Raw genomic sequence first — 26369 nt, 5'->3', positions numbered from 1 at the left:
CAATGTAAAAGGGATAGAACTATGTCCATACAACAAGTTGGACTAGGATTTGTTAATCAAAGTGACTAGAAAATCATTCTGGGGTTAGCTACAGAAGCAGACAAAGGAGCAGAAGGCGTGGACCGAAACGGCACAACCTTGGGCGGACGATACCGCCTCGGTGCCAAGATCGGCACTGGTGGCATGTCCGACGTGTACGCCGCTACCGATGAACTGCTGGGCCGCGATGTGGCGGTAAAGATGATGCGCCCTGATCTGGCGCGCGACACCACCTTCCTGGAGCGCTTCCGCCGCGAGGCTCAAAATGCCGCGAAGCTGAACCACCCCGCCATCGTCGCCGTTTACGACACGGGTCAGACCCCGGACGAGGACGGTGCGGTGCCGTACATCGTCATGGAGCGCGTGCACGGCGAAACCCTGCGCGACATCATCCAGGACTCCGGGAAGATGAGCCTGAACGATGCCGCGGCGGTCATGTCCCAGGTCTGCTCGGCGCTGTACTTCTCGCACGAGGCGGGCATCATTCACCGCGACATCAAGCCCGCGAACGTGATGATCACCAACACCGGCGCGGTGAAGGTCATGGACTTCGGCATCGCACGCGCGCTGAGCGATAGCTCCTCTGCCATGACGCAAACCGCCGCCGTCATCGGCACCGCCCAGTACCTTTCCCCCGAGCAGGCACGCGGCCAGTCCGCCGACGCACGTTCGGATATTTACGCCGCCGGTTGCGTGTTCTACGAGCTGGCCACGGGCAAGGCTCCCTTCCACGGCGAGTCCCCACTGTCCGTTGCCTTCCAGCACGTGCAGGAAAACCCGGAGGCGCCGTCCCAGGTTCCGGGCATGCACCTGTCGAAGCGCGAGGCTTTGAGCCTGGACTCCATCACTCTGACCGCTATGGCGAAGTCGCCGTCGGATCGTTATGACGACGCGCAAGAGATGGCGACGGATCTGAAGCGCCTTTCCGAAGACCAACTGCCGCTGGTCGCCCAGGCCTATACCAATGACGCCGACTCGGCCGATGCTGGTTCCCACACCGCAGGCCGCGCTGCTGCCGGTGCCGCTGGCGCCGCGGGGCTGGCCGCCGGTGCAGCCGCGGCGGGCGCGCTCGCGAATGAAGACGACGCGCAGACCTCCGTGATCCCCGCCAGCCACAACACAGCCAACGGTGCCGCTGCTGGAGCCGGAGCAGCTGGGGCCGGAGCCGCTGGTAACGGTGGCGGCGACGGCTACTACAACAGCGATTACAGCGGCGATTATGATGGCGGCGACGATTATTACGACGACTATGACGCCGACTACGACGATGATTATGACGGCGAGTACGACGACGAGTACTACGAGGATGAGCCCAAGCGTCGCTGGTGGGCGCCCATCGCTTGGGTGGCGGGTATCGCCGCAGTAATCGCCGGTGGTTACTTTGCCTACCAGGCATTTACCGGCGACGATGAGCCAGAGAAGCCTATCGAAGCCGAGCAGGTGAAGATCCCGCTCGTGGCCAACAAGGACCGTGCCGAGGCGGAGAAGATCCTCAAGGACGCGGGCTTCGAGGTAACGGTCGAGGAAACCACGCACGACAAGATCGCGCGCGGCAAGGCTATCGGCACCGACCCAGCGGCTAACGCATCCGTGGCTCGCGGCACCGAGATCAAGCTGCTGGTCTCCAGCGGCCGAGAGATCACCGACGTGCCGGACCTGACGGGCAAGACCACCGAGGAAGCAGTCCAGCTTCTGAAGGATGCCAAGCTGGTTCTGAACAAGGAAGTCAAGGAAGAAGCCAGCGATGACGTGCCGAAGGGCAAGATCATCACGCAAACTCCGCCGCAGGGTTCGCAGGTCTCTGCGGGCACGAAGGTGACCATCACCGTCTCCACGGGCCCGGAGGACGTTCGCGTACCTGTAGTCACCGGCCAGCAGCTCGCAGATGCCCGGGAGAACCTGGAATCCGCCGGCTTCAAGGTGGTTGTGAACCATGTCGATTCTGTGGAGCGGAAGGACCAAGTGCTCTCCGCCAGCAGCGAGGGTGAGAAGCTGCCGAAGGGCAGCGAGATCACCCTGGAGGTATCCCTGGGCAACCAGTTCGAGATGCCTTCTCTGCAGGGCAAGAAGTTCGGTGACGTGTTCCGCGAGCTGCAGGCCGCCGGCTGGCGTGGCACTCCGGAGCAGCTACACCGGGAGAACAAGAACACCACGGATCTGGGTCGCGTAGACGAGGTCGCACAGCAGTCCGTCCACAGTGGTGAAGTAGTCAAGCGGGACGAGGACATCACCGTCACGGTGTACGTCTTCAACCTGCTGCCCTAGCAGCAGCGGCGGCGCCCCTGGGCAGCCTCACAGAGCGAGCGCCCTAGAGCCGGTGCTCTAAAAAGGGCACCCTAAAGCACCGAGGCTTCGGCGCTGATCGCGCCGGTAACCTCCAGTTGCTCCTGCACCAGGCGGTCCACCAGCTCAGCAGGCACTACCTCGCCCTTGCCGCTCAACCGCCCGGCTTCGTTCAGCCAGTTCGCCAGCATCAGGTGGCCGTACTGCGTCATCACGGACTCGGGGTGGAACTGCACGGAGTGGATCGGCAGCGACTGGTGGCGCATCGCCATGATCATGCCGGAATCGGAGGTCGCCGTGACCTTTAGCTCCTCCGGGACGGTGCCCGGATCAACGGTGAGCGAGTGGTAGCGCGTCACGCGGAACGGGCTCGGCACTCCGGCTAGCACGCCGGTGCCGTCATGGGCCACGGGCGAGGTCTTGCCGTGGAAAAGCTCGTCTGCCCGCACGACCTCCGCGCCGAAGTGCATGCCGATCGCCTGGTGCCCAAGGCACACCCCGAATAGCGGAATCTGCTGTTCAACAGCGATTTTCAGCACATCCAGCATGCGGCCTGCTGCGCTCGGCTCGCCGGGTCCGGGGGATAGCAAAATCGCGTCGAAGCCCTGCATCATATCCGCCAGCGCATCCGTGTCGGCCCCATCGGGGTTGCCGGCGCCGGTGAGCTCGGGGGCGTCATTGCGCAGCACCACACAGTCGTCCCCGCTGAAGCCCAGCTGCCCGATGTATTGCACGAGGTTGTAGACGAAGCTGTCGTAGTTATCGATCACGAGAATGCGCATAGCAAAGAGTTTAGCGCGGCAGCGTGCATGGCTTTGCCGCGGTGTGCTGCTACTATCGTCTGGTACGTATTTTGCCCATGGGCGCTCGGTACCTCGTAGGCCGTCCGCTCCGCAGTCAATCGCTTCGAGGTTTTGAACAATGCCAAAGTCCAAGGTTAATTCCGCTGAGGAGAACTACACTAGCTCCTCTTCCGCGGACCGTCGCACACCCGTGAAGCTGAATTCCAGCGGTACTCCGCGTTGGTACATCGTGCTGATGCTCGCGCTGATGCTTCTGGGCCTGGCCTGGCTGGTTGTTAACTACATTGCCGGCCCGGAGATCCCGTTCATGCGCGATCTGAACGCATGGAACTACCTGATCGGCTTCGCCCTGCTGATCGTGGGTCTGCTAATGACCATGGGTTGGAAGTAGCGCCAAGTTTACTTCCCGGCACTGCCCTAGTTGGGCGACCCTAGTAGTGCCACCCCAGGCCGGTCCATATGGTGAAGGCCAAGATTGCCGTCGCGGCTAGTGCTGCGACGGTCTTTTTTCTTATTGACGCCCCCACGCCCCCGTTGCCGCCCTCCCCAACGGTGCTGGTGATGAGTGCTATGACGGCGCCTCCGGCGAGCCCGCCGATGTGTCCCCATAGCGAAACGTTGGAGTACATGAGGGAGTACCCGAGGTTCACCAGCAGGAGGATGATGGGCCCGCGAAGGTCGCGCTGCCGTATCCGCGACAGGGAGATGAGCATGGCGAACAGTCCGTAGCCGACGGTGGAGGCACCGCCGACAGGGACGTTGGGCTGGAAGTACATGCAGGCCAGCGCGCCGCCAGCGGCGCTGGCGACGATGAGGCTGAGCATGACGGTAGGCCCGTAAAAGCGTTCGACATCGCGGCCGATCAGGAAGATCAGCAGCATGTTGAAGCCCAGGTGGGCGGGGTCCAAATGAACGAATGCGGCGGTAAGGATGCGCCACCATTCACCGAACAAGGTGACGTTGGCGGCGTTGAAGAGCATCTCCTGCCCCAGGTTGTTCGAGCTGAGGCCGAACATGGATCGGCCGTCGAGGGGGCTGGCGATGCTGCCGGATTGAAAAACCGTCACCACGTAGACAAGGCAGCAGGCTGCGATGAATACGTTGGTGACGGAATACCGCCGGCTATTCCGGCGGGCTTGCGCGTCCAGCCACGGCAAGGAGTTTTTACTCCTGGATCTCGACAGACTCGATGACGACGTCGTCGTTCGGGCGGTCCATGCGGTCGGTTGCGACGCGGGAGATCTTTGCGACGACCTTCTGGGACTCCTTGTCGGTGACCTCACCGAAGATGGTGTGGCGGTTGTTCAGGTGCGGGGTGGCCGTCACCGTGATGAAGAACTGGGAGCCGTTGGTGCCGGGGCCAGCGTTGGCCATGGCCAGCAGGAACGGGCGGTCGAACTGCAGCTCCGGGTGGAACTCGTCGCCGAACTGGTAGCCCGGGCCGCCACGACCGGTGCCGGTCGGGTCGCCACCCTGGATCATGAAGCCATCGATGATGCGGTGGAAGATCGCACCGTCGTAGAACGGGCCTTCGTTGGTGCCGGAGGCGTTGGGCTGGGAGTACTCCTTGGTGCCCTGCGCCAGGCCAACGAAGTTGGCTACGGTCTCCGGCGCGTGGTTGCCGAACAGATCGATGGCGATGTCGCCTTGGTTGGTGTGCAGAATTGCGGTTGCAGTCTTATTAGTCACGGTGATCCATTGTACTAAAAAGCCGCGACGGCTTCCGGCGCCTTGGCGACTCAAAAGCTGTATTGCCCATCCCGGTGGGGATTTTTCTTTAGGATGGGTGTTAGCACGAACACATATTGAAATACCCAAATAGATCTCCAAGGAGCATCTCGCACGATGAACCCCACCACGTTGAAGCTGGCGCTGCGCGGCGCCAAGCAGGGTCGCACCATGTTGAATAACCGCAAGGAGTTTAAGCGCCGCCAGGAGTTCGACGCGCTGCAGCAGCTGCGTGACAACCTGGCCACGGAGGGCGAACGAGAGGGCATCATTGCTGGTTCTCCCGCTCACGTGAAGGCCGTCGCGGAGCTCATGCTGAAGGAAGAGGGTGCTGCGTCTGCCCTCGAGCAGGCCCGTGCGGCTGCGGCTGCCCGCAAGCACCACCAGGCGCACCACTCCGACGAGCTCACTGCTGCGGATGTTGCGGACATGAGCTCCACCGGTTCCCAGAACACTGCCGACACTGCTGACAAGGCCGCCGACAAGGCGGACAGGGCTCGTGCGAAGGCCGAAAAGAAGGCCGAGGCCGCAAAGAAGAAGGCCGCGAAGGCACAGGCCAAGGCAGCCAAGAAGACCAAGAAGGTTGAGGGCGAGGCTGCTGGGATGGTGGCGTCACTAAAGAAGAAGGGCGAAGAATTGAACACCGATGAACTGACCGAGAAGCTCGGCGCGGATGCCGAGAAGCTGCGCAAGAAGATCGACAAGCGCACGCAGAAGCTGCGCAACCGTTTCGACGAGGCGCAGGAGAAGGCCCAGAAGAAGGCCGGCAAGAAGGCCAAGAAGCGTGAGCAGAAGATCGCTCAGCTTACCGCTGCGCTGAAGGAAAACGCTCACGATCTGCAGGAACGTGGCCAGACTGCGACCAGCAAGCTGTACGAAGAGGCGGAGTCCCGTGGCGGCGACCTGGCGAAGAGCGCGGAGAAGAACCGCAAGCAGCTGGCCAAGAAGCTGGAGGCCACCAAGAAGAAGGCAGCCAAGCGTGCGCAGAAGCAGACCAAGGGCGCACAGAAGGATGCCCGCAAGCGCGCTGCGAAGCTGGACAAGAAGGTAGCCCGCGCCACCAACAAGGCGCAGAGCAAGGCGCTGGCGAAGGCCGAGAAGAAGGGCCTGAAGAAGCAGGAGAAGAAGCAGAAGGGCGGCCTGTTCGGCAAGTTCCTGCTGCTGGCCATCCTGGTTGCCGCGGGCGCTGCTGCGTTTAAGTTCCTGCGTGGTGGCGAGAACGCTCCGAAGAACTCCCCGAAGGTGCAGGACTTCGCGGACAAGGCCACCGGCGCTGCCGAGAAGGCCAAGGCGAAGGCCGCCGAGACCGCTGACAAGGCTGAGGCGAAGGCCACCGAGGTGAAGGAGACCGCCGAGGCCAAGGTCGACGAGGCTAAGGATGCGAAGGCCGAAGAGGCCAAGACCGAGGAGAAGCAGGCTCCGGCTGCCCCCGCCGCACCGTCCGCACCTGCCCCGGGTGCACCGGGCGCTCCCGCACCGGGCGTAGCTGTTCCGGGTGCTCCGGCTGCTCCGCAGGCTGGTAGCGACCAGGGCGCTGCCGATGCCACGGATGCGACCGACGCCGCCGAGGCCGACTTCCCGCTGGCCGATGGCCCGGGCGAGGATCCGGACGAGGGCGGCAAGCACCGCCTGTAACCCGCACCCCCACATCGCGCGCTAGATCCGGCGCGCGATAATGGCGTACATGACCCCGCGCCGCCTCACATTCCGCACCATCCCGCTGCCGCAGGCAGACGCTCGGGACATCACCGGAAGTGTCGCGCCGCGGGTCTTTTTGTCTTTATTTAATGACGCCCCCACCGCCGCCTGGCTGGACTCTTCCGGCAACGGCGGCGCCCTCAGTGTGCTGGCAAATAGCGCGGGTCCCCTAGCCCGAACGTGGATGCCACAGGTGGAAAGCTCGAATACGTTCTTCGCGCAGCTCGGAGGCACTTTCGACGAGCCGGTTGAGATTCCGCGAGACTGGCCGTGCGACTTCGCCCTCGGCTGGGTGGGCGCATTGGGATACGGAGTGGAGGACATTGCCCGCTCCCGGGAAGACCATCCGGATGCGGCATTGCTGTTCGCCGACCGGGCGGTCGTGATCGACCACGCACACGCGGTGGCCTATGCAATGGCAATGCTGCCGAGTGCCAAAGATGCCGGGGATGCCGGGAGCACCCACGATGAGCAGCTGGAATGGCTGGACACCACCGTCGCCGAGGTGCGACGGATCGCTGGCGAGGTCTCCGAGACAAGCGGTGCGGGACTGGAAGCCATTCCGGAAACCTTTCCGAGCAGCATTCCGGGCGGTGCACCGCCCCGTGACACGGTGCCCGCCGAGTCCGTGACCATTGAGCGCGCGGCGGCCTTCCGCTTCGACCAGCCGAAGCGGCAGTACCTGGCGAGCATCCAGCGCTGCCTGGATTACATTGCCGCAGGCGATAGCTACGAGGTCTGCCTTACGAATACTGCCCGCGGCCCGGCACTTCGGGAGCTGGCCGGACTGCAGCCCACTCAGCAGCCCGGCGCGAACTCGCCCTACGCACCGTCACCGGAATTACTGGCCTACCTGCGGCTCCGCGAAGTCAGCCCGGTTCCCTATGGCGCATTCCTGCGCTTCGACCGCCCTGGTCAGGCGCCACTGCACATCCTCAGCGCCTCCCCCGAGAGGTTCCTCAAGGTCTCACCGGAGGGAGAGGTCTCCGCCGAGCCGATCAAGGGCACCCGCCCCCGTGGGGAGGACGGAGCGGCGGATGCGAGGGGGCGTCAGGAATTAATGAGCAACCCCAAGGACCGGGCGGAGAACCTGATGATCGTTGACCTGCTGCGCAACGACCTCGGCAGAGTGTGCGTGCCGGGCAGTGTGGAGGTGCCGAAAATTTTTTCGGTGGAGAGTTTCTCGCACGTCCATCAGCTGGTCAGCACCATTACCGGCCAGCTCCGTCCGGGGCTCGGCGCCGTCGACGCGATTGCGGCCAGTTACCCCGGCGGCTCCATGACAGGCGCGCCGAAAATCCGGACGATGGAGATTATCGAGGAGCTGGAGCCGCATCCGCGCGGGTTCTATTCCGGGGCGATCGGCTGGATCTCCCCCAATTCCGCCACAGAGCTGAACATCACGATCCGCACGCTCGTCGACGATGGCGCGGAGTGTTCTTTCGGGGTCGGCGGCGCGATCGTCGCGGACTCGGATCCACTGGCGGAGTACCAGGAAACGCTAGTAAAAGCGGCGGCGCTACTCGATACACTCGGGGGCCAAATCGCCTAACATTCTACTCGAAACATTTTCGAGTACGTTGTTTATCGCAGGTCAGAGGCTCGAAACTTGTTTCTAGTAGGTTTCGAGTACCTTTCGAGTAGCTTTCCTAGCTACCTAAGCGGCCCCTTTACAGACCACACGGCACGCGGATCGCGCGGTCCATTTCCACGCCAATGAACCAGCCCAGCATCACGCATGGCCTGCAATGCACGGCGCACTGGCGGGGCCGACAAGCCCAGCGCCTCGGCAACATCACCCGTGGACATTGGCCGACCACTCATTTCTAGAGCAGCAAGCACATCCTCGGAATGACGAGGGAGACCACCCAGCACTTGGGCGTCTAAACGCTGTGTTGCGTTCAATGTAAGAACTACGCTGCCACTAGTTTGCGTATATACCGGATCAGCAAACCCAACCCGCCGCATACTTGCAAACATACGTCGGATTCCCTCACCCAGTTCCTGGCCAATGCGGAGCTCAGCGGTTACTCGCGCAATCAGAGGGTTGCGCGCAAAGCGGGCAATGGACTCCGGTTTAGTCGGATCTACAAGGCCGGGGAAGCGCCCCGGGCTAGAGACCTCAATCCGGCTCGGGAAAATTTCGAAACGAATGTGATCCCCGACCATGCTGTACGAGCGATGCACCACCGCGTTGACCAACCCCTCAAGCCAAACGTCGTGAGGGATAAGGTTCTCATCCTCGAAAAGACCCGCGCCGGTGAGCCGTCGAGTATTTGGCAGCATTCCGCTAATTGCTTCCTGAGCTGCTTGAATCTGTTGCGGTATCGGACCATCAAAACGCTGGTCATCCATCAACTGCTGCATCTGGCCAGGCAATCGCTCGTCCTCGCCAAAACGTAAAACCCGGATGTGTGCGTTCGGGAAGAACTCTTGAGGATTGTGCCCGAAAAGCAATATCGCAGCAGCACGTGGCCTGCCGTCCCGGTCAATCAGGTTGCGCGCCTTCAGAGCATCTTCGGCACTCGAAGAACCAATGGTCTCGGCATAAGTCTCAACCAGATCCATGTTGAGGTCGTTCGGGGTAGCGTTCGCGGGAACCGTGGCATCGTATTGCTGCTCACCCTTGGTGTAACGAAGCTCCAGAATGTCATCAGCCCTCAAGTGCTTCGTTTCATCACCCACTCGCAAGAAGCAGTCCCCTGACTTCAGGTAATGGACCCGCTCACTGGGCAAGACGTGGAAAAGATACACCTGCGTACGATCATCCACGTCGCACAACTCGATCTGGACGCGAACCGTCGGATCCGTGTGATCCAACGACGTCTGCCGCAGAGCATTGTCTTGGGTAGCGGTCGGCTTTCCTTCGAATTGCCGGTCCGAAATGCCAACCGCAATTACGCCGCCCTCAGAATTGGCCATGCCGACAATTGTCTTAGCCAAGTCCTTCGGCTTAATGCGGAAAGATTTGCGCTCGAACCACTGGTCTTCGGGGAACTGCAGAAGCTGGTTCGGCTCCTCGTGGAAATTTCGCTGCACACTCACAATCTAACATTCTACTCGAAATATTTTCGAGTACGTTGTTTATCGCAGGTCAGAGGCTCGAAATTTGTTTCTAGTAGGTTTCGAGTACGTTTCGAGTAGCTTTCAAGTGGCTTCTTTCGCAACCTTGGAAGCCGATAGGTTAGCCTGAAAGAAAGCTATGCTTACCCGCAATAACAGCGATGCTGAGGCGGGTGTGGTTGGAACGGTGGGCGTCACCAAGAGAAGAAAGAGGAGTGAATCCGCGCGTGCGAGCAGGCGAGCAACACATCGATACCGCCGCGTGGATGCAAGCCATCTTCAACCGCAGCGAGCAGGCCGGCACGCGCCGCGAGCGGACTAAACAGGCGCTACTGCACGCCGGCATCGAGCTGATCGCCGAAGAGCAGACCGATCTTTCTATCCTGGCGATCACCCAAAAGGCCGGGGTTTCCAACGGCAGCTTCTACAACTTCTTTAAAGACCGCACGCAGTTCTTCGACGCGGTTGCAGAGTACGCGGTGAACAACCTGGCCAGCATCTTTGACCTGGCGGCGGACCAGGATCTGGACTCGATCGACGCGGCGGCGACGAACATCCGCATCCTGGCGTATGCGCACCGCCTAGTACCGACGCTGTCGAAGTCGATTGTTCGCCGCTCCCCGGACTTCTACACCATGCCCAACGAACTGGTGCGCAAGCTGCGCCAGCGGATCAGCGCGGGCGTGGACGACGGTTCCTTCCACGTGGCCAGCACCGAAACGGCTGCGGCGATTATCTTCGGCGCCAACGCGATGCTAGGGCAGCGTCTGCACGAGGATCCGACGTTGAACAGCAGGACCGCCGGGGACGACCTGGCGCTGGATCTGCTGCGCATGCTGGGGGTAAGCGAGGAGCGCGCCCTGCAGACCATCGCACGGCCGATCGACGAATACCTGACGCCACCGCAGTAGGCGCGGGGCTAGTCCTCCCGTGCCACGCCGAAGCCGAAGCGGTCGAGGAAACGGTCTTCCTCCCGGCGCGTGTCCCGCGAATGCTCCGTGATCCAATCCGTAATGCGCTGCTGCAACTCCGGATTCAGGGGCGCGCGCACCAGGTCGGGGCCTAGGATTCGCTCCCAGGTGGGAACCATGATTCCGCGGTAGTTATGGCCGTGACCTGCGGGAGTCTGCTTCGAGGTCAGCATGTCCATGGCCACCTGCCAGCCGGTAGTAAACGGAATCCAGCGGAGTTTATGCACTACATCGTTGTGCTGGGTGGCCGGTGCGGGCACGCCCCGGGCGCCGGGTTCGCGCAGCCAGTCTGGTTCCTTCCAGAACAGATCGGCATCCCACCACACGATCGCATCGGAGGCGTGCTGCACCACAGCCACCCGCGGGTGCTGCCACGGCTGGCCGTACTCCTGGCCGCGCCAGTCGCGGTCCAGGTGGTCGGCGTGGCTGATGAAGCGCACGTGCTGGCCTTGGTCGTACAACGGTAGGCGCTCTGGCGAGCCTTCGCTGCGGTAGGTGGTCATGTCCCGGATCATCTTGGTAAAGCGTGGTGCGCCGGACAGCACCGCCCCGTCCACCTTTGCCAGCATGTCCTCCAGCCCGTCGAAGGCTGCTGCCGTGCCATACGCCCCCAGGGATTCGCCGGTCACGAACACCTTTGGTGGGTTGGGCATGCCGTCTAGCAGCTCAAACACGGCGTCAATAAGTAACTTGGCAGCGCGCACCGGGGTATCGCGGTCAAGCACATAGGCGACGGGCGACTGCACGTAGGAGTACTGCATCGCCACGTTCACGCAGTTGCCGCCCGTGAGGAACTCGACGGTATCCAGCTGCCAATCCGGCACCCATCCCGTGCCGGTGGAGGTGTGGATGACGATAGCCGAGCGGTGTAGGGCGCCGGTCCGCAGCAGCTCCCGTTTCACCAGATCAACGATGCTTTCCAGCGTGCGCCCGGGGGCCAGGCCGCCGTAGATGCGGATCGGCTCGTGCACGTCATCCAGGCCCGTGACCTCCGTGATGTCGCGCGCCCTGGGGCCACCGCCGACTAACACGCGACCTTGGGCGCCCAGGGAGATCCACCTTTCGTGTGACCACACCGAACCAGAACGCTCGGGCTCCCACGGCTGCTGGTAACCCCAGTACACGCGACGGTTTACGAGCTCGGCCTTCTCGTTGAACTTCTCGAGGAACTGCCGTAGCAGGATCTTGTCGGAGATGAGGTAGGCGATGACGCCCACCGCCCCAGCAGCCACAGGCACAGCTACGGGGGCGGGGACGAACCGACGCAGCGAATGCCGAGTGAGGTCGAAGCTGGACTGTAGTAGCTCGCCGAGCAGCAAGAATGCGCCGTAGCCGAGGGTGCTGACGGCAATGCCAACGAAGGCGGAGGGGGCGCCGAGACGCTGGCTGTTCACCAGCGCAGCGGATTCGCCTTGGCGCTTGTAGAAGCGGTAGGCCGCGACGGCGGTGGCCAGGGTGAATGCAGCGTGCATGGCGCGGTAGGCCTCGCGGTAGCCGGGCTTGTTCACGAGTTCCCGCAGGTCCAGACCGGCGGCGCGGAAGGCGGGCAGAACTGCGCTGGCGATGATGGTGCCGTTGAAGTGCCCGACCGCCTGGGACGTGGAGGCGTTACCGGCAACGGCCCACCAGGGGTGCGGTAGCAGAGAGGGCGAAAGGGCATTCCACATGCCGATTTCCGCCCCGATGATGGCGAAACCGCGGCGGGGATCCAGGGCATAGCGCCTGTTCAGGCGCACGCCTGGGAAGAGGTTGGCGTAGAGGTCAATTGCGCCGGCGGCGGCGCGGAAGGAGTAGGACAGCGTGGTGAGGGAGGCCCACTTCGCCCGCCGCTTTAGGCCCGGGAGGATTCTTCGCCGCAGTTTATGCATGGGTGGAATGGATGCTAGTGCTGGGCTCCACGCAGGGTGGCATGCGTGACGTAATACTCTTCGTAGTCCCGTAGAGTGCGGGCTTTCTCGTTAAGGCGGGCCATCACGGCTTCGCGGGCGCTTTCGCGGTCGTTGTAGAAACCCAGCGGGTCGCCGACACGGACTTCCTCGCCACGCTCCACCAGCATGTACGCCTTACCTTCAGGGCCATCGATGGTTTGCGGCGTCCCGGTGAAGGGGTCGGTGTAGCGATACGTGGTGGTCGTGCCGGTCATAAGTCGTGGGGCTCCCTGGGTTGGGGTTTGCGGTTTGATTGGGCTCGCTCATTCCACATTACTTGCAGCGGCCAGGGCTGATCCACACAAAAGCGGGTTTAGCACCCCGGCAGAAGGCGGATCCGCATCCAGGGCAAGAAGTTCGCTGTGGAGCCCGAAGGGAACTAGAGCTTCCCCTCGGCCAGCACGGTCCCACCCGGCGTATCGCTGCCGTCCATCGGCTCCTCGGTGACGCGCACCATCATCGTGTCCGCCGGCAGCGGCATCCACACGTTGTCGTGCGGATCCTGGCCAATCACGCCGGCCGATCGGGCGGCGCCGTTTTCGTTGATAGACCACACCTGCGCGCCCATGCCGTCCTTCAACACTGGCGCGCCGTTGACCATCGCCCCACCGGAATCCATCTCCGCCGAGACCACCACGTCCAACGTCGAACCGTCGGCCTTCAGCGACACGCTGCGCACGTCACCCATCGCCATGATGGAGTGCATGTGGTCTTCCGCCTCCGCACCCTGCATGGGCTCCTCACCGTTCGCACCCTGACCAGCTCCTTCAACGGACTGGTTCGTGTTGTTCTCCGCAAGGTCGGCATTCTCGCCGCCACCCCACAGCCCGCTGGTGGTGCCCACGATCCCCACGCCTGCCAGTAGTACAACTGCAGCAGCCGCGGCAAAGGCAGCGCGTGCGAATCCACGGCGAGTCCCGCGCGTTTTCGACAAAGGCACAACGTTATCCGCACCAGCCTCTTCACACGGCGCGACCTGCGGATACTCGCCCGAAGCGATCGCATCCATAATGTTCGACTTCAACTGCGGCGGAGGCGCCACCGGTCCGGCCAAGTCCGCCAGGTCGGCTTCTAGCTCGCCGAAGTCCGGCTTCTCGTCTTTCATCGGGCACCCCCTTCCGCCAGTGCGTCACGTTGTTCTTTAAGGATCTTCTCTAGCTTACGAAGCCCATCACGCACGCGCGTCTTCGCAGTTCCCAGCGCTACGCCGGTGGCTTCAGCCAGCTCCGCGTGAGTCATATCGCCGAAGTACGCCAGCAGAATCGCGGTCTTGTGCGGCTCGCCTATGATCTCCAGCGCGGTCCGCACGGCGTGGCGTTGTACATTCCTTAAGGCCTCGTCTTCCACGCTTTCTTTTTTATTGACGCCACCAGGAAGGCCTCCCGGTCATCCCGTTTCATAGTGGCGATGGCGCTTCGAACCCGGTCAATGGCGCGGAGCCTCGCCCGGCGGAGGATCCATGATTTCGCCGAGCCTTTGGCCGGGTCGAAGTCTGCAGCGTGCTGCCACACCTCGATGAAAACTTCCTGGGTGACTTCCTCCGCCTGCGCTTGGTCGTGGAGAATTTGCAGCGTGAGGCCCAGGACATTCGGGGCGATGTGGTCGTAGAGGCGTGCGAAAGCCGCCGCATCACCCTGTTGGGTGAGCAGCATCAAGCTCTCGAGGATTTCTCTATCGACGATGGCCACCGTTTTCATCGTAGCGCCCCGGGGCCTACGACCTGCTCGTCATCTACTGGTTCTGCTTTCCCTGCAGATCCGGCATCATGCTTTCGTCGGTCTCCATCATGTTCTCGACCTTGTCTTCCATTTTGCCGTCCATCTTGTTGTCCATCTTCTCGGACATGGCGGGCTTATCCGGCATCATGCTCTCCTCGGTCATCTTCTCTTCGGTCATCTTGCTTTCACTGGTCATTTCGGAAGAAGTGGTTTCGCTCATCTTGGAATCCGCAGCGTCATCGTCCTCGTTGCACGCAACCAGGCCCAGACCCATCACGCCGGTCAGAGCTACGGCCATGGCGGCACGGCCCACAGAGAATCCGGCTGCACGGTTAGCTGCAGAGTTGGTCTTGCGAATCATCATTTGTACTGCTCCTTCGGGTTAGCGATCGTTTTCCACACGACCCCGTCGCAGGGCCGCTTCATTGGTACATACGGCGCCCTCCCCCACGCCGGATTGGGAGTTTTCGAGAATTCTTAAATTCCCGAACACTTGCCAAGAGATGCCCCACCAGTTCACAGAAGTGCAGTAAGGCAAACAAACGTTTGATTACCGAGCAGATAGACCACTTTAGATGTCTTACCCCGTCGCTACAGTAAGTACTACATCCACCGAAGATGCCTAGGCATTTGCCCACCGTAAACAACTCAACAACATATCGGAAGGGACACAGACCATGACCCCCGACAATCGCACCGAAGATCAGAAGGCTGCTGCCGTCCGCGCCTCCATGACGATGGCCGGATACACCATGACAACCCGAGACGAAGAGGATGTCCGACGCATCCTCCGAGGAGAAATCACCGGCGACGAAGCTGTACTGGAAGTACTGGAACGACACGGTTTGGGCGACAGCGAACGTGCCCAGGAACTCCGCACACGCATCGCTGAGAGCAAGAAGGAAAGCCAAACAGGCAAGAGTGATGACCTAACGGACAATGCGTAGAACTTCCCTGCCTAGCCGTCTCCTCAAGGATTCCGACTTTGCATCAAACTGAGAATCAAAGTGTCAAACTTTGAATGAAAGTGCGACTTTCAACGAATCTTTTCATAGTTTCATTCACACTTAGACTCCAACCGCTACTCGCGGCTGTAAACCGTCGCTTTTCGTCCCTGACCCCCGACCATGGACACGTATCCCTGTGCGAGGAGTGGATCAAGTGCGTAGCGAACCTGCGCAGGAGACAGACTTGTCCTATCCTGCAACTCCTTCATTGTCGCCGATCCGTTCAAGCCAATGGCTTCATAAACTTTAGGAACGTTCTTTCCCAAGGATCGTAGAATCTGCTCGTCCGTGCTCTTACGACGCGCCTTATCGCCAGTACCGGTCTCCTCTCCGACGGCGTAATAGACGCCGTCTTCGTAATTAAGGAACTCATCATCCGAGAGCTGATCAAGCATCCGTCGACATGCTCTCTCGCCTAACGGGGCGTACATCTGCACGATGCGCTGCCGCGTCGCCCCGCCCTGACTACGTAGATTCACCAGTAGATCTTCCTCAATCGGAACGAGACGCCGCTTTCCTTGTCGTTGCAGATCCTCGAGCCATTTATCCTCGATCTCACTGAAACGTGAACCACGGGGAAATGACACTTTAAACGTGACACCGGTATCGATGAACTGCGGCTTTGGCAAACGAGCTTCCCTCGTAGCAGTGAGAATCTCTTGAATTCCACCACCCTCACCCTCGATGACGCGCTCGCCATCCGGCGTCCTTAGATAGCGTGCAATCTCATAAAGCCGCTTGTTTACAGGAGCTTTGGTCAGCTCCGGGCTTTCCAGCTGGGATGCGGATAATCCACGCAAACCACCCGGGCTGACCACTACTAGCATCTTTTCCGTAATTCGAACCTCTACTTTTTTGCCCACCTCCACGGATGGCCCCAAATCCCGGTGAACCAGGGCATTCGCCAGCACCTCTCGGATAGCCGAAGGCGGAAACTCCGGTTCATCGACAAGATGGCCAATTTCCGTATACCTGCTCACCGTGTCCGAGTTTTGCCTGATCCAGTTCATAATCTCCACAAGCATCTCCGGCAGTGGACCTTCGATCTCCTTGAGATTTTTATGGCGCCCTATTCCATCACCTCGAGCTAACCTCACCGCAACAGTTGCGCCAAGAGCAGGTTCAACTGACTGAGGCAGATAACCGAGCGCATACAAACCCCCCAAACGAAGATTGCCCTGGTTATCGGTTACGTTAGAAATATGGAGCAACTGTGAGTCATCGTCAATCCTGGATAGGCGAGTTCTAGACTGACGCACCGATTCAATAAAGCTCCTTAGCACTTCGCCATCGAGCACACCAGTATCGGTTCCATGAACAATCTGAAAATCGAAGTGCGTTTGCTGGCTAGCCGTTAGCGCAGAGAGCTCTAGCATCTTTAGATCGTTAGAGTTCATCTGATAATCGCCGTCAGCTTGACGCAGGTACGCCTTGTTCTTGAACCTTGCCGGTTTCTCTGTCGGTGTCAACGGCGTGACTTCCACCACCAAAACGTGTTTTCCGTCAATAATGTGGTGAAAGAACTCAAGCTGCGGGGCCGGCTTCACTGAAGACCGGCTGACCGATGCGATCGCCTTCTGCATTTCCGCTGGGTTATCAATACCGGTGACTTCAAAACCTTTTCGCTCGCTAACGCCAAGAATAATCGCGCCAGCTTGCGGCATATTGGCGAATGCGCATAGCGTCTCACCGATGTTCTCCGGAACACCTCCTGCCGCGGTTTTACATTCAACAAGAGTCGTGTCGTCCCCGAAGGCACGGAGCTCCCTGATCATTTCCGCAAGACGTTCAGCATTCCAGCTCATGATGATCAGTTTAGATCAATTTTCACACTTTCACTACCTGCTAATTCACAGTTTGAACCTCAAAGTGCGAATTAAAGTGTTAAACAATTAGCAGTTTCACACTTTGATTTATGAGTTTGGACTTTAACCCTTAACCCGAAAGCGCTCTGGACACCACAGATACAAGAAGGGTTAATAGACAAAAAGGGATGCAGACGGAGGGTTACAGCACGTACATATTGCCATAAATCTGCTCATCCCGTGAGCTGGCGGAATCTAGTCGATGTAGATGTTATTGACGAACGAGACTGGCCTGGAAAGCAAGAGAATATTAAAACACTCCACTGCAAACCAAAAGGTTAAACTGGCGAAATGACCATGTCAACTGACTATGTGCGCTGGATTGGAATTGCAGCGTGGACCAGTGGTTTAGCCATCCCACGAAACTGCCAGGCGTTGGCTGTTCTTCCGGGGGATTCTCCCAGAAGAATCTTAATCCAGAGCGCCGGGGGACGCGCCACAACATTCGAGGACATTGAGCGCGAGTACACACATATCCAGTGGTTGCTAGCTGGAGCTCCTAGTGATGAATCTGTGCTGAATTATGTGTACTACCAGCAGCTCTGCTTAACGCATTATGAGCTCCTCGACCATGACTTCGCCATCCTGGATGTCAGCGATAGCGCGTGCGGGAGCAAAAACTACTCCTTCAGGCAGTCGTCTGCAGCTGATCGCCGCCCCGACTACAGTCCCAAGGAAGCATTGGCCGCAGCTCAGCGCCTCAGCAACTCCGCGATAGGATCGGCTCTTTCAGAACATATTCCTGCCTGGAATATGGCCGAGTCATTAGGGCTGCTAGCTCTTGCTGTTCGTGAATACTTCACGGGCGCGGTAGTACGGAAACTTACTCGGAAGTATGTAGAGGATCTTCGTTCGGATTCTCTAAACACCCAGGAAGTTCTCGGTTGTGGCCGCCTCGCCTATAGTGTGGCGTTTAAAGTTAATGATGACTCTGCAACCACCGCTCCGGTGATCACCCTGCACGTTCAGGAAGATGATCCTCTTTTCACAGAATCTGTGTTGAGGCACATCGTTGACCGGGCACAGGCCTTCGCTAGCGCATGTGGAAGTGGCGTTCATTGCGAGTCAGTATTCCACAACATCATTTTCCACCAGGCGTTCCCTAGCACCGTCCATGAACCGGATGCTGAAGAAACACCAATCATCCTGTACCGAATCCCGCTCAGCGCTGAGCTTCTCCCTGTCCAATCCTTAACGCAGGTGTTGGGTGACAGCGCCGCCCGCACAGCCGATAACGCACTGAGAGAGCCTCCCCAACGGAGTTTGCTAAGTATTCGTCGACTCCCAGATAGCGGCATCATACGGGTACGCAGCTTCATCCCAGGAACAAGCATCGTCGATCGTGCAATTCACCGCGGCGGCTATCTCGCATCCTCGGAGCTTGTTTCTAAATTACAACAGGAAAAGGCGATGGCTGATCCTGATTGTCTCGCCGCAGCTGTAACACCGACGCTGATCTGGGAATCTCTCAGCACTTGGGGTCTCGCATCCGACAGCACCGCAGGTTCAGTGTGTTCCGTGCTTAGCGTGCGCGCCAATAGCACCTCCGCTGTGGAAGGTTCCATTCATCAACCACTGTTGACAGTTGAGGTCGATGAGCAGGCGCCACTCGGCACCGTGGCACATGACGTGTGTGATGTTCTCGGTGACCTGGGCATCGATTCCTTTACGGACTTCCCGATTGAGTTACTGTGGCTCGATCCACCGAAAGAGGCCGGCGTCAGCACCTCCTCTCCCAACGCTGCACCCCCACAGGCCACGTCGCTGGAACTCCCCATCTTATGGCCCCGTGCGTTAGGGGCACGATCAATAGCTGCCACAAATCAGGCACTCGCGCTCGCCGCCGTTCGCCGTGCTCTGCGCCACTGTTGCACCAAAGGCCTGTCATGGATCGGGGTAGCTCATGCTAGAAAAACCTCTGCCAGTGGGAGGCATCTGATTAGGGTGGCGGTCGCGTTCGAGTCTGAATACGCAGACAAAGTGGCCGTCAATCAGGAATTGACCCTCGCAGTGAATGCGGTTTTTGCCGAAAACTCTATCGGTCCACATGTCACGTGCGAGGTTATCGATGCTAACCAAATAACCGACGTTTCAACATGGGTCACGGCGGCTGGGTACCATCCCGTTACTGGTTTCCTGCCTGCATATATTCAGCTTGAACACCTCAACACCGGCTATCCACCAAATTCTTGATCGCTATCACCCGAGGTTTGATACCCATGCTGGGGTGGTCTGAGAATTAGGTTCAGTAGGCTTAAGCCACTGCCTGCTGCTTTTTCTTCCAATTCTCCGCATACCTGCCCGGGCTGAGATAGCCCAACACCGAGTGCGGATGTTCAGAATTGTACCGGCGCGATCACCAGTCAACCATGACCCTGGCGTGGGTGAGGTCCTCAAAAAGATTATCCTCACGTAACTCGTCGCGCATCCGGTTATGCAATGACTCGACAAACCCGTTATGCCATGGTTGACCCGGCGAGACAAAAGCCATGAGCGCCTCATGCTCACTTGGCCCAGTCCCGCAAGCCACGTACCATGCCCGACGGTACCCCACCGTCATCAGAGTATTGGCTTATACCGGCATTCGATGGGCCGAGATGACCGCCTTGCGCGTTGATTCCATTGATTTTCGATACTCGCCGCTTCGACATTCACCGCACGGATGAACACGATGGTGGAAAGTACAAGGACGGCACTCCAAAGAACCACAAACGGCGTACTGTACCTTTTCCGAGCTCTCTCGCACCGGAGCTTCGAGAGTTGACGAAGAACAAAGCACCAGGAGATCGGGTCTTTCAATCACACCGGGGAAAGATGCTGCGCGGGTCAAACTTTCGGCGTCGCCAATACGTGCCAGCGCTAGACCGTATCCGAAAAACGAGCCAACCTTTCCGCTTCTCACCATTCACGACCTCCGACACACTGCAGCAAGCATCGCTATCCAAGCAGGAGCCAATGTAAAAGCGGTACAGCGCATGCTGGGACACGCCAGTGCCAAGATGACGCTGGACACCTACGCGGATCTCTTTTTGACTCAGATCTAGACCGAGTGGGGACTGAAATCGACTCTCTCATACGCAAGAACGCGGCGTAGAAGAATCCTCGTGTGAAACCAGTGTGAAACAAAACAGTCAGGGCTTTGCTAGGAGTGTTCCCGGCAAAGTCCTGACCTGCATTTTTAGTTGTGGAGCATAGGAGAATCGAACTCCTGACCTTCTACCTGCAAATCCGAATAAAGCATCGTTGGCGCCGTTTCTTCAACAGCGTGCCGATTAAAGCAGCACAGCACCACGAAGGCGACGAGCACTTAACCCACGGGCCTTGGACTGGCGATACCCACGCGAGGTGATGAACCCACCAGCCCGGTTATCCTTCAACGTCTTACAGATGAACTCGACAGAGAAACGATTCCGGTATTAATCGATGAACCGGATCATTTCCGACGTTTTGGGTCGAGTTCCGACGCGAAAAAAGCTGAGGCAGCCTTTAAAAGTTCATTGGTGTCGCGTAGCTCTTGATTTTCACGGCGAAGCCTCGCGTTTTCGGCGGCCAGATCTTCAGGCACGGGTTCTGGGATGTTTCCCGCACGGCGGGCCTGTTGGGTCCATTGACGAGCCGTGTGCCATGAAACCCCCAACTTTGGAGCAACTGCCTGGCACGCGGCTTGCATCGACATGTTTTCCGACAAGATGCGGTCCTCGACAAGACGGACCACACGGTCCTTCGCATCCTGGTCAAATTTTCTTGGCATGTTCCAGATTTTCCCATCTACTCAAACGGAACAAAACCTGGGACACTTCAAACTTCCTCAACGCATCGCATACCTACGCACGTCTAGTCGTTGTCCGAGGAATGCATCAGTTGCACTGGGTAGATGTTCACAATGTCAGCGTTATCAAATAGCCATGGGGATTGACTCTGGGCATCGGATGTCATCGTCCGCACCTCCTCCCAAATCTGCCGTAATACTAGGTGATCCACCCCACACACTGGGGCCGATGAGTGTGAGAACCGAGGGCAACAGGAGTGGGCGGACAATCAACGCGTCCATTGCCACAGCCATGGCGAGACCCAAACCAATTTCACGCACGATGCTGATCTCCGCAACCATGAACGAAAGAAATACTCCGATCATGATGATCGCCGCGAAGATTACCAACCGCGATGTCTTCGCGATTCCGAGAGAAATGGCATGTCTATGACGCGCGGTCTTAACAAACTCTTCTTTCATACGGGACGCCATAAGCACCATGTAGTCCATCGATAGGCCAAAGACGATGGCGAAGATAACGATCGGGGTGACCGAGTTGATGGAATCACCCGTCACGGCTTTCCATATAAAGGACAACAGCCCCATCGCCGCAGAGACCACCAGTCCGTTGAGGGCAACCGCGAGGACGGGCAGGCGCCACGAGCGGAATGCCCAGCCCAGCAGAGCCAACGAGATGAGCACCACGGCTGCGATGATCCAGGGAATGGAGCTTTCGACCAAACGGTCGAAATCATCCCCCTGGGCGGTGGCTCCCGAGACGTAGACATCAGCCTGGTCGCCTGTGAGATCTTTAATATCTCGGATCATCTCGTGGGCGTCATCAGAATCCGGCAGTCCCGTCGAGGTGACGAGCACGCGAGAGTAATTCACTGACTGTTGCGATCCCGATAGTGGGTAGGGGGAGAACTTTTTCTCTGGCGTCCCCGGGACAAGCACCTGATCGACGTTGCTGACGCCACCAAGTTGGTCGGCAAATGCTGTGGCTTTCGCCTGCACGTCTTCAGCTGATTCGCCCGGTGCCCCTTCGAAGGTCACGCTCGTGGGGAACAAGGCGCGGGCATCGAGTTCGGACTGGATCGCTTCGATGCCCTCGCGGGAATCCTTGCCCTCTGGGAGGATCGACGCGCTGGCGACTGGGACCTGCAGCTTGATTCCCGCCAACGGTGCGGCACATACGAGCAGTGGCACGACGACCGCGAGAGCCACGATGGCTGGTTTGGTCAGTGCGGCGCGGAGCATCGGTGAATCTTTTTCCTCCTCGATAACCAGCGCGTCGTGGAAGCCCGGCAGTTTGCCGAAGAAGAGTCGGTCGCCGAGCACGGTGATGATGGCCGGCACCAGGGTGGAGAGAGCAAGCAGCGCAATCGTCGTCACAATGATCCCTGCCAACGCAATAGAAGAAAAGACCATATTCCGAGCGATAAACAGGGCGCACAAGGCGGCGATGACGCTCAGGCCGCCAAAGCGGATGGCATGCCCCGCGGTATGCGTCGCCAGGCGCAATGCCTCCGGTTTGTCCACCCCAGCGTGGATGTTCTCTTTGTAACGAGCAATGAGGAAGAGACAATAGTCCACGCTCACGGCCAAGCCGATCAATGATGCACCCGTGACGTACATGTTCGACACATCCATGAACTGAGCCAAGACCGTCCCGGCACCTTGTGTTCCCGCCAGGCAGATGCCTGCCGTGATCAGCGTGACCACGGTCGGACCGACGGCGCGGTAGATGAACAGCAGCACGAGGATGAGCAGCGGGAAAGCGATCATTTCCGCGTGCAGGGCATCTTGCTGGGACTGAATATTCAGGTCATAGTCCAGTGCCGCAGCGCCCGTAACGTGATTGTCTACCGCGGTGCCGTCGACAGCCTCGGCGACTTTGTCACGGAGTGTGGGCACCATGTTCTGTGTCGTCGTGTTGTCGGCGTCGAAGCCGACTTGGACAATCTGCGTCTGCCCGGAGTCAGAGCCGAGCTGCGCGACTTGTCGTCCATCCGTCACATACTCAACGTGTGGCAGCTCGTGGATGGCAGTTTCCACGGCATCCAGTGTTGAAGAATCAACGGTCTCGTCGGAGGTGAGCACGACGGAGAGTTCATTGTCGGCATCGCCGAAGGCCTCGCGGTTGACGTCTTGGCCGGCGAACGATTGACCGTGTTGGTCATTGAAGCCGCCGGCTTTGACGGCGTCGTTAAGATGCCATGCGCCGACCGCGCTGAGGACGAACACTACTGCCCACAAGAGAATCACGAGCTTGGCGTGACGCTGAACAAATGTAAGAATCATGAGTTATGGCCTCCCGTGTGCTGCGCCGGTGAGCTGGGCTAAGGCACCAGAGATCTTCTCTTTGCGCGCGACTCCTCGGGGATCAGCAGCATCAATGTTGTGTAGTGCGTGTTCGTAGGCGTCGACGGCGCCGGAGGTGTCACCGGCGGCAGCCAGAGACTCCGCAAGCCCCACATAGGCCTGTGATGTCATCTGCCCTTCGCGGGCGACGGCACGCTTGAAGTGTGTGCTCGCTTTGCCTCGTGCCGCCTCCCATCCATGGCGGCAGGACGAGAGAGCTACGGCCAGCGAGGTAGGCCGCGAAGTCGTAGGACGAATGCAGGTCGGAAAGTCGATCGGCTTTTTGATTCACGGCAGCGGCACGCACCATCGTGCCCACGGGAGTCAGTGAGTTTAAGGCGCGGAAGCCGTCGATGCGTGTTTTCTGTACCTGCAAGTCCAAGCGCCGTCGAGACGTTTTATCTGCAATTCTCAGCAGAAGCTGAATCCGGGAGACGACCTCGGCGGGCAGGTTTCCGTCCACCGTGAGGTTCTCAGCCACCATGGTCTGGGAGAGCGTAACCATCCCGTCGAGTGCTTGGCCGGAATCTTTCGCGGTGACGTGACTGGAGCGGTACTTCAGACCAGAGATCTTGTCGAAAGCGTCATCGCGCATGGCGCGCGCTCGGGCACGTTCATCACCACTGGTCGGAACCGTTAACGGTTGACCAATCGCGACAGAGAGCAACCGACGGCGGGGAATGGACGCACCCTTCGGAAGCACCTCGGCCAGGCCGGTCATCCCGACGGGAATGACGGGCGTCTTGTTGGCCAATGCCATCCGGAACGCTCCGGACTTAAACGGGAGGAGCCCATCTCCCGTGTTGCGGGTGCCTTCGGGGTAGAGAACGAGTGTGTCGTCACGATCCAGGACGTCGCGGGCACGTTGGAAGATTTCTTCGCTGGGCGCGTTGCGGTCCACGGGGTAGCAGTCCATGGATTCGTGCCAGACGCGCGACAAGAAGGTGTCGAAGGCTTCCGCCTTTGTCGGGAACCAGACGCGGCCGGGGCGAACAGACTCGGCGAGGGTTTTCATCACGAAGTGGTCCATGTAGGACGAGTGGTTGGCGACGAGAATGACCGGTCCTGTGCGCGGGATATTCTCTAATCCTTCGACATAACCGACGTGTCGGAGGACGAGGTCGTGGATGCGAGGGGTCGATATTTTGCGGGTGGATTGCCCGATGCGGGTGGTGTTGTAGTTGACCATGGTGGCACTTACTTCACGCTCGTCAGGGGGGTGGCCAGTGGGGAGCCGTCGGGACGTTGGGTGATCGCGACACCGGCGGCGACCTGTTCTTGGCGGTAGGTGCGCAAGCGTTCGATGGTGGATAGTGCGATGCCGCGTTCGGCGCACCATTCCACGAGCTGTGGGAGGCGCAGCATTTCGCCGTCGTCGCCGATGATTTCGACGATGGCTCCCACAGGCGCGAATCCAGCCATGGCGGCGAGGTCACTGCCTGCTTCGGTGTGGCCGATGCGGGTGAGCACGCCGCCCTCGCGTGCCATGAGTGGGAAGACGTGGCCGGGGCGGTGGAAGTTGCTGGCTACTCCCCCGGAGGCCAACAGGTTGATCGTTGCGGCGCGGTCGGAGGCGGAAATGCCGGTGGTGATACCGAAGTCGGCGATGGCATCGCAAGAGACGGTAAAGGAGGTGCCGAAGTCGTCTTCGTTGCGTTCGACCATGGGAGCGAGGTTGAGGGTGCGGGCGTGCTCAGCGGTCATGGGAACGCACAGCAATCCCTTGCCTTGGGTGATCATGAAGTTGACAGTCTCGGGAGTGATCGCTTCGGCGGCCATGATGAGGTCGCCTTCGTTTTCTCGATCTTCATCGTCGACGAGAACGACCATCTTGCCGGCGGCAATATCCGCGACGATGTCTTCAATGGGAGCCAGGTGGGTTTCTGCACGGAGGCGAGCGGTGGTCTTGGTGTCGTTGGTCTGTGGAATGTCGGTCAGCATGCGGGTCATGGTTAGATCCTTTCAAGAAATACCCGTGACACAACATCATTGTTGCGTCATTGGTATTTATAATTCAGGCCGGAAAAGCGCTCCACACGAACGGTAAAGTACCCAATATTGGGGGTAGATTGTTACATAATTCCAGCTTGATTAGCACCAATTCCCTTTTTACTGGGTGATCACCTATTATTCATGCCATGTCATTAAATACTCAGAACTCCGCAGTTATTACTCTTGAGCATGATCCGTCTATGATTAGAAAAATCCTGCTCGACATCAGCAATCTCTCCACATGGAACCCTGCCTTCAGCAATATCGGGCCAGAAGATTCCGACGGTGCGCATTCCGTAACCATCCGTAGCCTCATGAAAGGAAAGTTAACCTACACGCAACCCTCCCCTGACGTCATCACGTTTCATATTGAGATCCCGGGCCTCACCGAAGAATCCACCTTCACCCTCACCCCAGATCCTCGCGGCACGACGGTCGCCCACACCATCAACCAGCACGGTGTCCTCACCGCCATCATCGGTGACCACGAAGCCTCGCTCGTCCCCCACAAACGCCTGACCCGCCTCGCCCAGACCCTCAACAACTCCTCCCCACACGACATCTCCTCATGAACAAGACCATTGCCGACCACCCTGAAGAGTTCCGCTACCTGATCCTCGCCCTCCAACGGCAAGGAAACCGACAACTCAACAACCTCTTTGCACAGCTGGACCTGACCAATTCCCAAGCCGAAGCCATCGAAGTCATCGGCACCTACGGCCCGATGAGCACTCGAGAAGTCGGCGATTACCTCGTCTGCGAATCCGGCAGCCCCAGTCGCCTGCTCACCACTCTCGCATCCAAAGGGCTGACAATGACCTCCCAGTCCACCACAGATAAACGAGCAACCCTCCACGCTCTCACGCCGGCCGGTCGTGAAATGGTTGCCGCAATCACCAATCTCAAGAAGAACTTCGACGACAGTATCGGTGATGCCCTCACCCATGCGCTCAGCGCTCACCCGGAGGACATCCTCACCCAACTGACCTGTCTACTGACTGACCCCTCCCTAAGCGCAGCCATGAAGAAGCGCTACCCACACCTGTTCGACAAGCTCTAGATTCCAGTCCCATCGCGACCGGATCGACAACAATGCATCCACCTGGCTACTTGCCCGTTTCACTATCGCTACGGGCAGTCGCCCTTCAAATCCACCCAC

General features: G+C 59.3%; 23 protein-coding genes and 2 pseudogenes. 10 read left to right on the top strand and 15 right to left on the bottom strand.

Annotation, left to right across the window (positions count from 1 at the left end):
• Positions 1-117: 117 nt before the first annotated feature.
• Complete coding sequence (pknB, locus tag MHX66_RS05495) at positions 118-2304, top strand: Stk1 family PASTA domain-containing Ser/Thr kinase (RefSeq protein ID WP_347934690.1); 2187 nt, start codon at positions 118-120, stop codon at positions 2302-2304.
• A 71-nt stretch (positions 2305-2375) separates the two neighbouring features.
• Here the strand turns inward: pknB and MHX66_RS05490 are convergent, their stop codons facing one another.
• Positions 2376-3104 (bottom strand): aminodeoxychorismate/anthranilate synthase component II, encoded by a 729-nt coding sequence (locus MHX66_RS05490; protein WP_239200989.1) that lies wholly within the window; start codon positions 3102-3104, stop codon positions 2376-2378.
• A gap of 139 nt (positions 3105-3243) precedes the next feature.
• Between MHX66_RS05490 and crgA the strand changes: the two genes are divergently transcribed.
• Complete coding sequence (gene crgA / locus MHX66_RS05485; protein ID WP_239200987.1) at positions 3244-3516, top strand: cell division protein CrgA; 273 nt, start codon at positions 3244-3246, stop codon at positions 3514-3516.
• Positions 3517-3556: 40 nt separating this feature from the next.
• Here crgA and MHX66_RS05480 read toward each other — a convergent pair whose 3' ends face one another.
• Entirely contained in the window at positions 3557-4282 is a 726-nt protein-coding gene (locus tag MHX66_RS05480) for a rhomboid family intramembrane serine protease (RefSeq protein ID WP_239200986.1), read from the bottom strand.
• Between the two features lie 7 nt (positions 4283-4289).
• Entirely contained in the window at positions 4290-4814 is a 525-nt protein-coding gene (locus MHX66_RS05475; protein ID WP_005292634.1) for a peptidylprolyl isomerase, read from the bottom strand.
• A gap of 156 nt (positions 4815-4970) precedes the next feature.
• Between MHX66_RS05475 and MHX66_RS05470 the strand changes: the two genes are divergently transcribed.
• Together MHX66_RS05470 and MHX66_RS05465 are read left to right on the top strand one after the other, a co-directional pair.
• The gene (locus MHX66_RS05470) at positions 4971-6488 is read left to right on the top strand and encodes a hypothetical protein (protein ID WP_239200984.1); all 1518 of its coding nucleotides are present in this window, start codon (positions 4971-4973) and stop codon (positions 6486-6488) included.
• A 49-nt stretch (positions 6489-6537) separates the two neighbouring features.
• On the top strand, positions 6538-8103 hold the full coding sequence (locus MHX66_RS05465; RefSeq protein ID WP_239200982.1) for an anthranilate synthase component I family protein: 1566 nt from the start codon (positions 6538-6540) through the stop codon (positions 8101-8103).
• Positions 8104-8204: 101 nt separating this feature from the next.
• Here the strand turns inward: MHX66_RS05465 and MHX66_RS05460 are convergent, their stop codons facing one another.
• Positions 8205-9596: an ATP-binding protein gene (locus MHX66_RS05460; protein WP_239200980.1), complete on the bottom strand. Its 1392-nt coding sequence runs from the start codon at positions 9594-9596 to the stop codon at positions 8205-8207.
• A gap of 245 nt (positions 9597-9841) precedes the next feature.
• On the opposite strand from MHX66_RS05460, the gene MHX66_RS05455 reads away from it, so the two are divergent.
• Positions 9842-10525, top strand: a complete 684-nt coding sequence (locus tag MHX66_RS05455; protein ID WP_239200978.1) for a TetR/AcrR family transcriptional regulator — start codon at positions 9842-9844, stop codon at positions 10523-10525.
• A gap of 8 nt (positions 10526-10533) precedes the next feature.
• On the opposite strand, the gene MHX66_RS05450 is transcribed toward MHX66_RS05455, so the two are convergent.
• The 5 genes and pseudogenes from MHX66_RS05450 to MHX66_RS05430 form a co-directional block, all read right to left on the bottom strand.
• On the bottom strand, positions 10534-12453 hold the full coding sequence (locus tag MHX66_RS05450; RefSeq protein WP_239200976.1) for an alpha/beta-hydrolase family protein: 1920 nt from the start codon (positions 12451-12453) through the stop codon (positions 10534-10536).
• Between the two features lie 14 nt (positions 12454-12467).
• The gene (locus tag MHX66_RS05445; RefSeq protein WP_239200973.1) at positions 12468-12728 is read right to left on the bottom strand and encodes a hypothetical protein; all 261 of its coding nucleotides are present in this window, start codon (positions 12726-12728) and stop codon (positions 12468-12470) included.
• A gap of 164 nt (positions 12729-12892) precedes the next feature.
• On the bottom strand, positions 12893-13618 hold the full coding sequence (locus MHX66_RS05440) for an anti-sigma factor (protein ID WP_239200971.1): 726 nt from the start codon (positions 13616-13618) through the stop codon (positions 12893-12895).
• Positions 13615-14210 (bottom strand): annotated as a pseudogene (locus MHX66_RS05435) (sigma-70 family RNA polymerase sigma factor). Before MHX66_RS05435 ends, MHX66_RS05440 begins: the two are co-directional and overlap by 4 nt.
• A gap of 34 nt (positions 14211-14244) precedes the next feature.
• A complete protein-coding gene (locus MHX66_RS05430; protein WP_239200969.1) occupies positions 14245-14595 on the bottom strand; it encodes a hypothetical protein in 351 nt (116 codons plus the stop codon).
• A gap of 313 nt (positions 14596-14908) precedes the next feature.
• On the opposite strand from MHX66_RS05430, the gene MHX66_RS05425 reads away from it, so the two are divergent.
• Complete coding sequence (locus MHX66_RS05425) at positions 14909-15178, top strand: antitoxin VbhA family protein (RefSeq protein WP_239200967.1); 270 nt, start codon at positions 14909-14911, stop codon at positions 15176-15178.
• A gap of 134 nt (positions 15179-15312) precedes the next feature.
• Here MHX66_RS05425 and MHX66_RS05420 read toward each other — a convergent pair whose 3' ends face one another.
• Positions 15313-17043, bottom strand: coding sequence for an RNA-binding domain-containing protein (locus MHX66_RS05420; protein WP_239200965.1), 1731 nt, complete (start codon positions 17041-17043; stop codon positions 15313-15315).
• A 351-nt stretch (positions 17044-17394) separates the two neighbouring features.
• On the opposite strand from MHX66_RS05420, the gene MHX66_RS05415 reads away from it, so the two are divergent.
• Positions 17395-19296 (top strand): hypothetical protein, encoded by a 1902-nt coding sequence (locus MHX66_RS05415; RefSeq protein WP_239200963.1) that lies wholly within the window; start codon positions 17395-17397, stop codon positions 19294-19296.
• A 163-nt stretch (positions 19297-19459) separates the two neighbouring features.
• On the opposite strand, the gene MHX66_RS10620 is transcribed toward MHX66_RS05415, so the two are convergent.
• A complete protein-coding gene (locus tag MHX66_RS10620; RefSeq protein WP_011272785.1) occupies positions 19460-19594 on the bottom strand; it encodes an IS3 family transposase in 135 nt (44 codons plus the stop codon).
• Between the two features lie 307 nt (positions 19595-19901).
• Between MHX66_RS10620 and MHX66_RS10615 the strand changes: the two genes are divergently transcribed.
• On the top strand, positions 19902-20147 hold the full coding sequence (locus MHX66_RS10615) for a tyrosine-type recombinase/integrase (protein ID WP_370646276.1): 246 nt from the start codon (positions 19902-19904) through the stop codon (positions 20145-20147).
• Positions 20148-20536: 389 nt separating this feature from the next.
• Here the strand turns inward: MHX66_RS10615 and MHX66_RS05410 are convergent.
• From MHX66_RS05410 to ribB, 4 genes and pseudogenes are all read right to left on the bottom strand, one after another.
• Positions 20537-20879: pseudogene (locus MHX66_RS05410) on the bottom strand (transposase).
• 119 nt (positions 20880-20998) lie between these two features.
• Positions 20999-23158 carry an MMPL family transporter gene (locus MHX66_RS05405; protein WP_239200961.1) on the bottom strand — a complete coding sequence of 720 codons (2160 nt, stop codon included), beginning with the start codon at positions 23156-23158 and terminating at the stop codon, positions 20999-21001.
• A 139-nt stretch (positions 23159-23297) separates the two neighbouring features.
• The gene (locus MHX66_RS05400) at positions 23298-24407 is read right to left on the bottom strand and encodes a lysophospholipid acyltransferase family protein (RefSeq protein WP_239200960.1); all 1110 of its coding nucleotides are present in this window, start codon (positions 24405-24407) and stop codon (positions 23298-23300) included.
• A gap of 8 nt (positions 24408-24415) precedes the next feature.
• Positions 24416-25168, bottom strand: a complete 753-nt coding sequence (ribB, locus tag MHX66_RS05395; protein WP_239200951.1) for a 3,4-dihydroxy-2-butanone-4-phosphate synthase — start codon at positions 25166-25168, stop codon at positions 24416-24418.
• 188 nt (positions 25169-25356) lie between these two features.
• Here ribB and MHX66_RS05390 point away from each other — a divergent pair, with 188 nt between their 5' ends.
• Both MHX66_RS05390 and MHX66_RS05385 read left to right on the top strand, forming a co-directional pair.
• Complete coding sequence (locus MHX66_RS05390) at positions 25357-25782, top strand: SRPBCC family protein (protein WP_239200949.1); 426 nt, start codon at positions 25357-25359, stop codon at positions 25780-25782.
• Positions 25779-26270 carry a MarR family winged helix-turn-helix transcriptional regulator gene (locus MHX66_RS05385; RefSeq protein ID WP_110099798.1) on the top strand — a complete coding sequence of 164 codons (492 nt, stop codon included), beginning with the start codon at positions 25779-25781 and terminating at the stop codon, positions 26268-26270. Before MHX66_RS05390 ends, MHX66_RS05385 begins: the two co-directional genes overlap by 4 nt.
• The last annotated feature ends 99 nt before the right edge of the window (positions 26271-26369 follow it).

Source organism: Corynebacterium sp. ACRPH (assembly GCF_022347285.1).
Taxonomy (GTDB): Bacteria; Actinomycetota; Actinomycetes; order Mycobacteriales; family Mycobacteriaceae; genus Corynebacterium.
Note: the sequence above shows the minus strand (reverse complement) of the source record. Positions and strands in the feature narration are given on the sequence as shown.

What these genes read in the sequence shown, in the direction of transcription:
- MHX66_RS05465 (WP_239200982.1), top strand. Translation starts at nt 6,538, where the DNA reads ATGACCCCGCGCCGCCTCACATTCCGCACCATCCCGCTGCCGCAGGCA.
- MHX66_RS10620 (WP_011272785.1), bottom strand. Translation starts at nt 19,594, where the DNA reads ATGGCTTTTGTCTCGCCGGGTCAACCATGGCATAACGGGTTTGTCGAG.
- crgA (WP_239200987.1), top strand. Translation starts at nt 3,244, where the DNA reads ATGCCAAAGTCCAAGGTTAATTCCGCTGAGGAGAACTACACTAGCTCC.
- MHX66_RS05490 (WP_239200989.1), bottom strand. Translation starts at nt 3,104, where the DNA reads ATGCGCATTCTCGTGATCGATAACTACGACAGCTTCGTCTACAACCTC.
- MHX66_RS05440 (WP_239200971.1), bottom strand. Translation starts at nt 13,618, where the DNA reads ATGAAAGACGAGAAGCCGGACTTCGGCGAGCTAGAAGCCGACCTGGCG.
- MHX66_RS05415 (WP_239200963.1), top strand. Translation starts at nt 17,395, where the DNA reads ATGACCATGTCAACTGACTATGTGCGCTGGATTGGAATTGCAGCGTGG.
- MHX66_RS05385 (WP_110099798.1), top strand. Translation starts at nt 25,779, where the DNA reads ATGAACAAGACCATTGCCGACCACCCTGAAGAGTTCCGCTACCTGATC.
- MHX66_RS05430 (WP_239200969.1), bottom strand. Translation starts at nt 14,595, where the DNA reads ATGATGATTCGCAAGACCAACTCTGCAGCTAACCGTGCAGCCGGATTC.
- MHX66_RS05445 (WP_239200973.1), bottom strand. Translation starts at nt 12,728, where the DNA reads ATGACCGGCACGACCACCACGTATCGCTACACCGACCCCTTCACCGGG.
- MHX66_RS05450 (WP_239200976.1), bottom strand. Translation starts at nt 12,453, where the DNA reads ATGCATAAACTGCGGCGAAGAATCCTCCCGGGCCTAAAGCGGCGGGCG.
- MHX66_RS05425 (WP_239200967.1), top strand. Translation starts at nt 14,909, where the DNA reads ATGACCCCCGACAATCGCACCGAAGATCAGAAGGCTGCTGCCGTCCGC.
- ribB (WP_239200951.1), bottom strand. Translation starts at nt 25,168, where the DNA reads ATGACCCGCATGCTGACCGACATTCCACAGACCAACGACACCAAGACC.
- MHX66_RS05420 (WP_239200965.1), bottom strand. Translation starts at nt 17,043, where the DNA reads ATGAGCTGGAATGCTGAACGTCTTGCGGAAATGATCAGGGAGCTCCGT.
- MHX66_RS05405 (WP_239200961.1), bottom strand. Translation starts at nt 23,158, where the DNA reads ATGATTCTTACATTTGTTCAGCGTCACGCCAAGCTCGTGATTCTCTTG.
- MHX66_RS05470 (WP_239200984.1), top strand. Translation starts at nt 4,971, where the DNA reads ATGAACCCCACCACGTTGAAGCTGGCGCTGCGCGGCGCCAAGCAGGGT.
- MHX66_RS05390 (WP_239200949.1), top strand. Translation starts at nt 25,357, where the DNA reads ATGTCATTAAATACTCAGAACTCCGCAGTTATTACTCTTGAGCATGAT.
- MHX66_RS05400 (WP_239200960.1), bottom strand. Translation starts at nt 24,407, where the DNA reads ATGGTCAACTACAACACCACCCGCATCGGGCAATCCACCCGCAAAATA.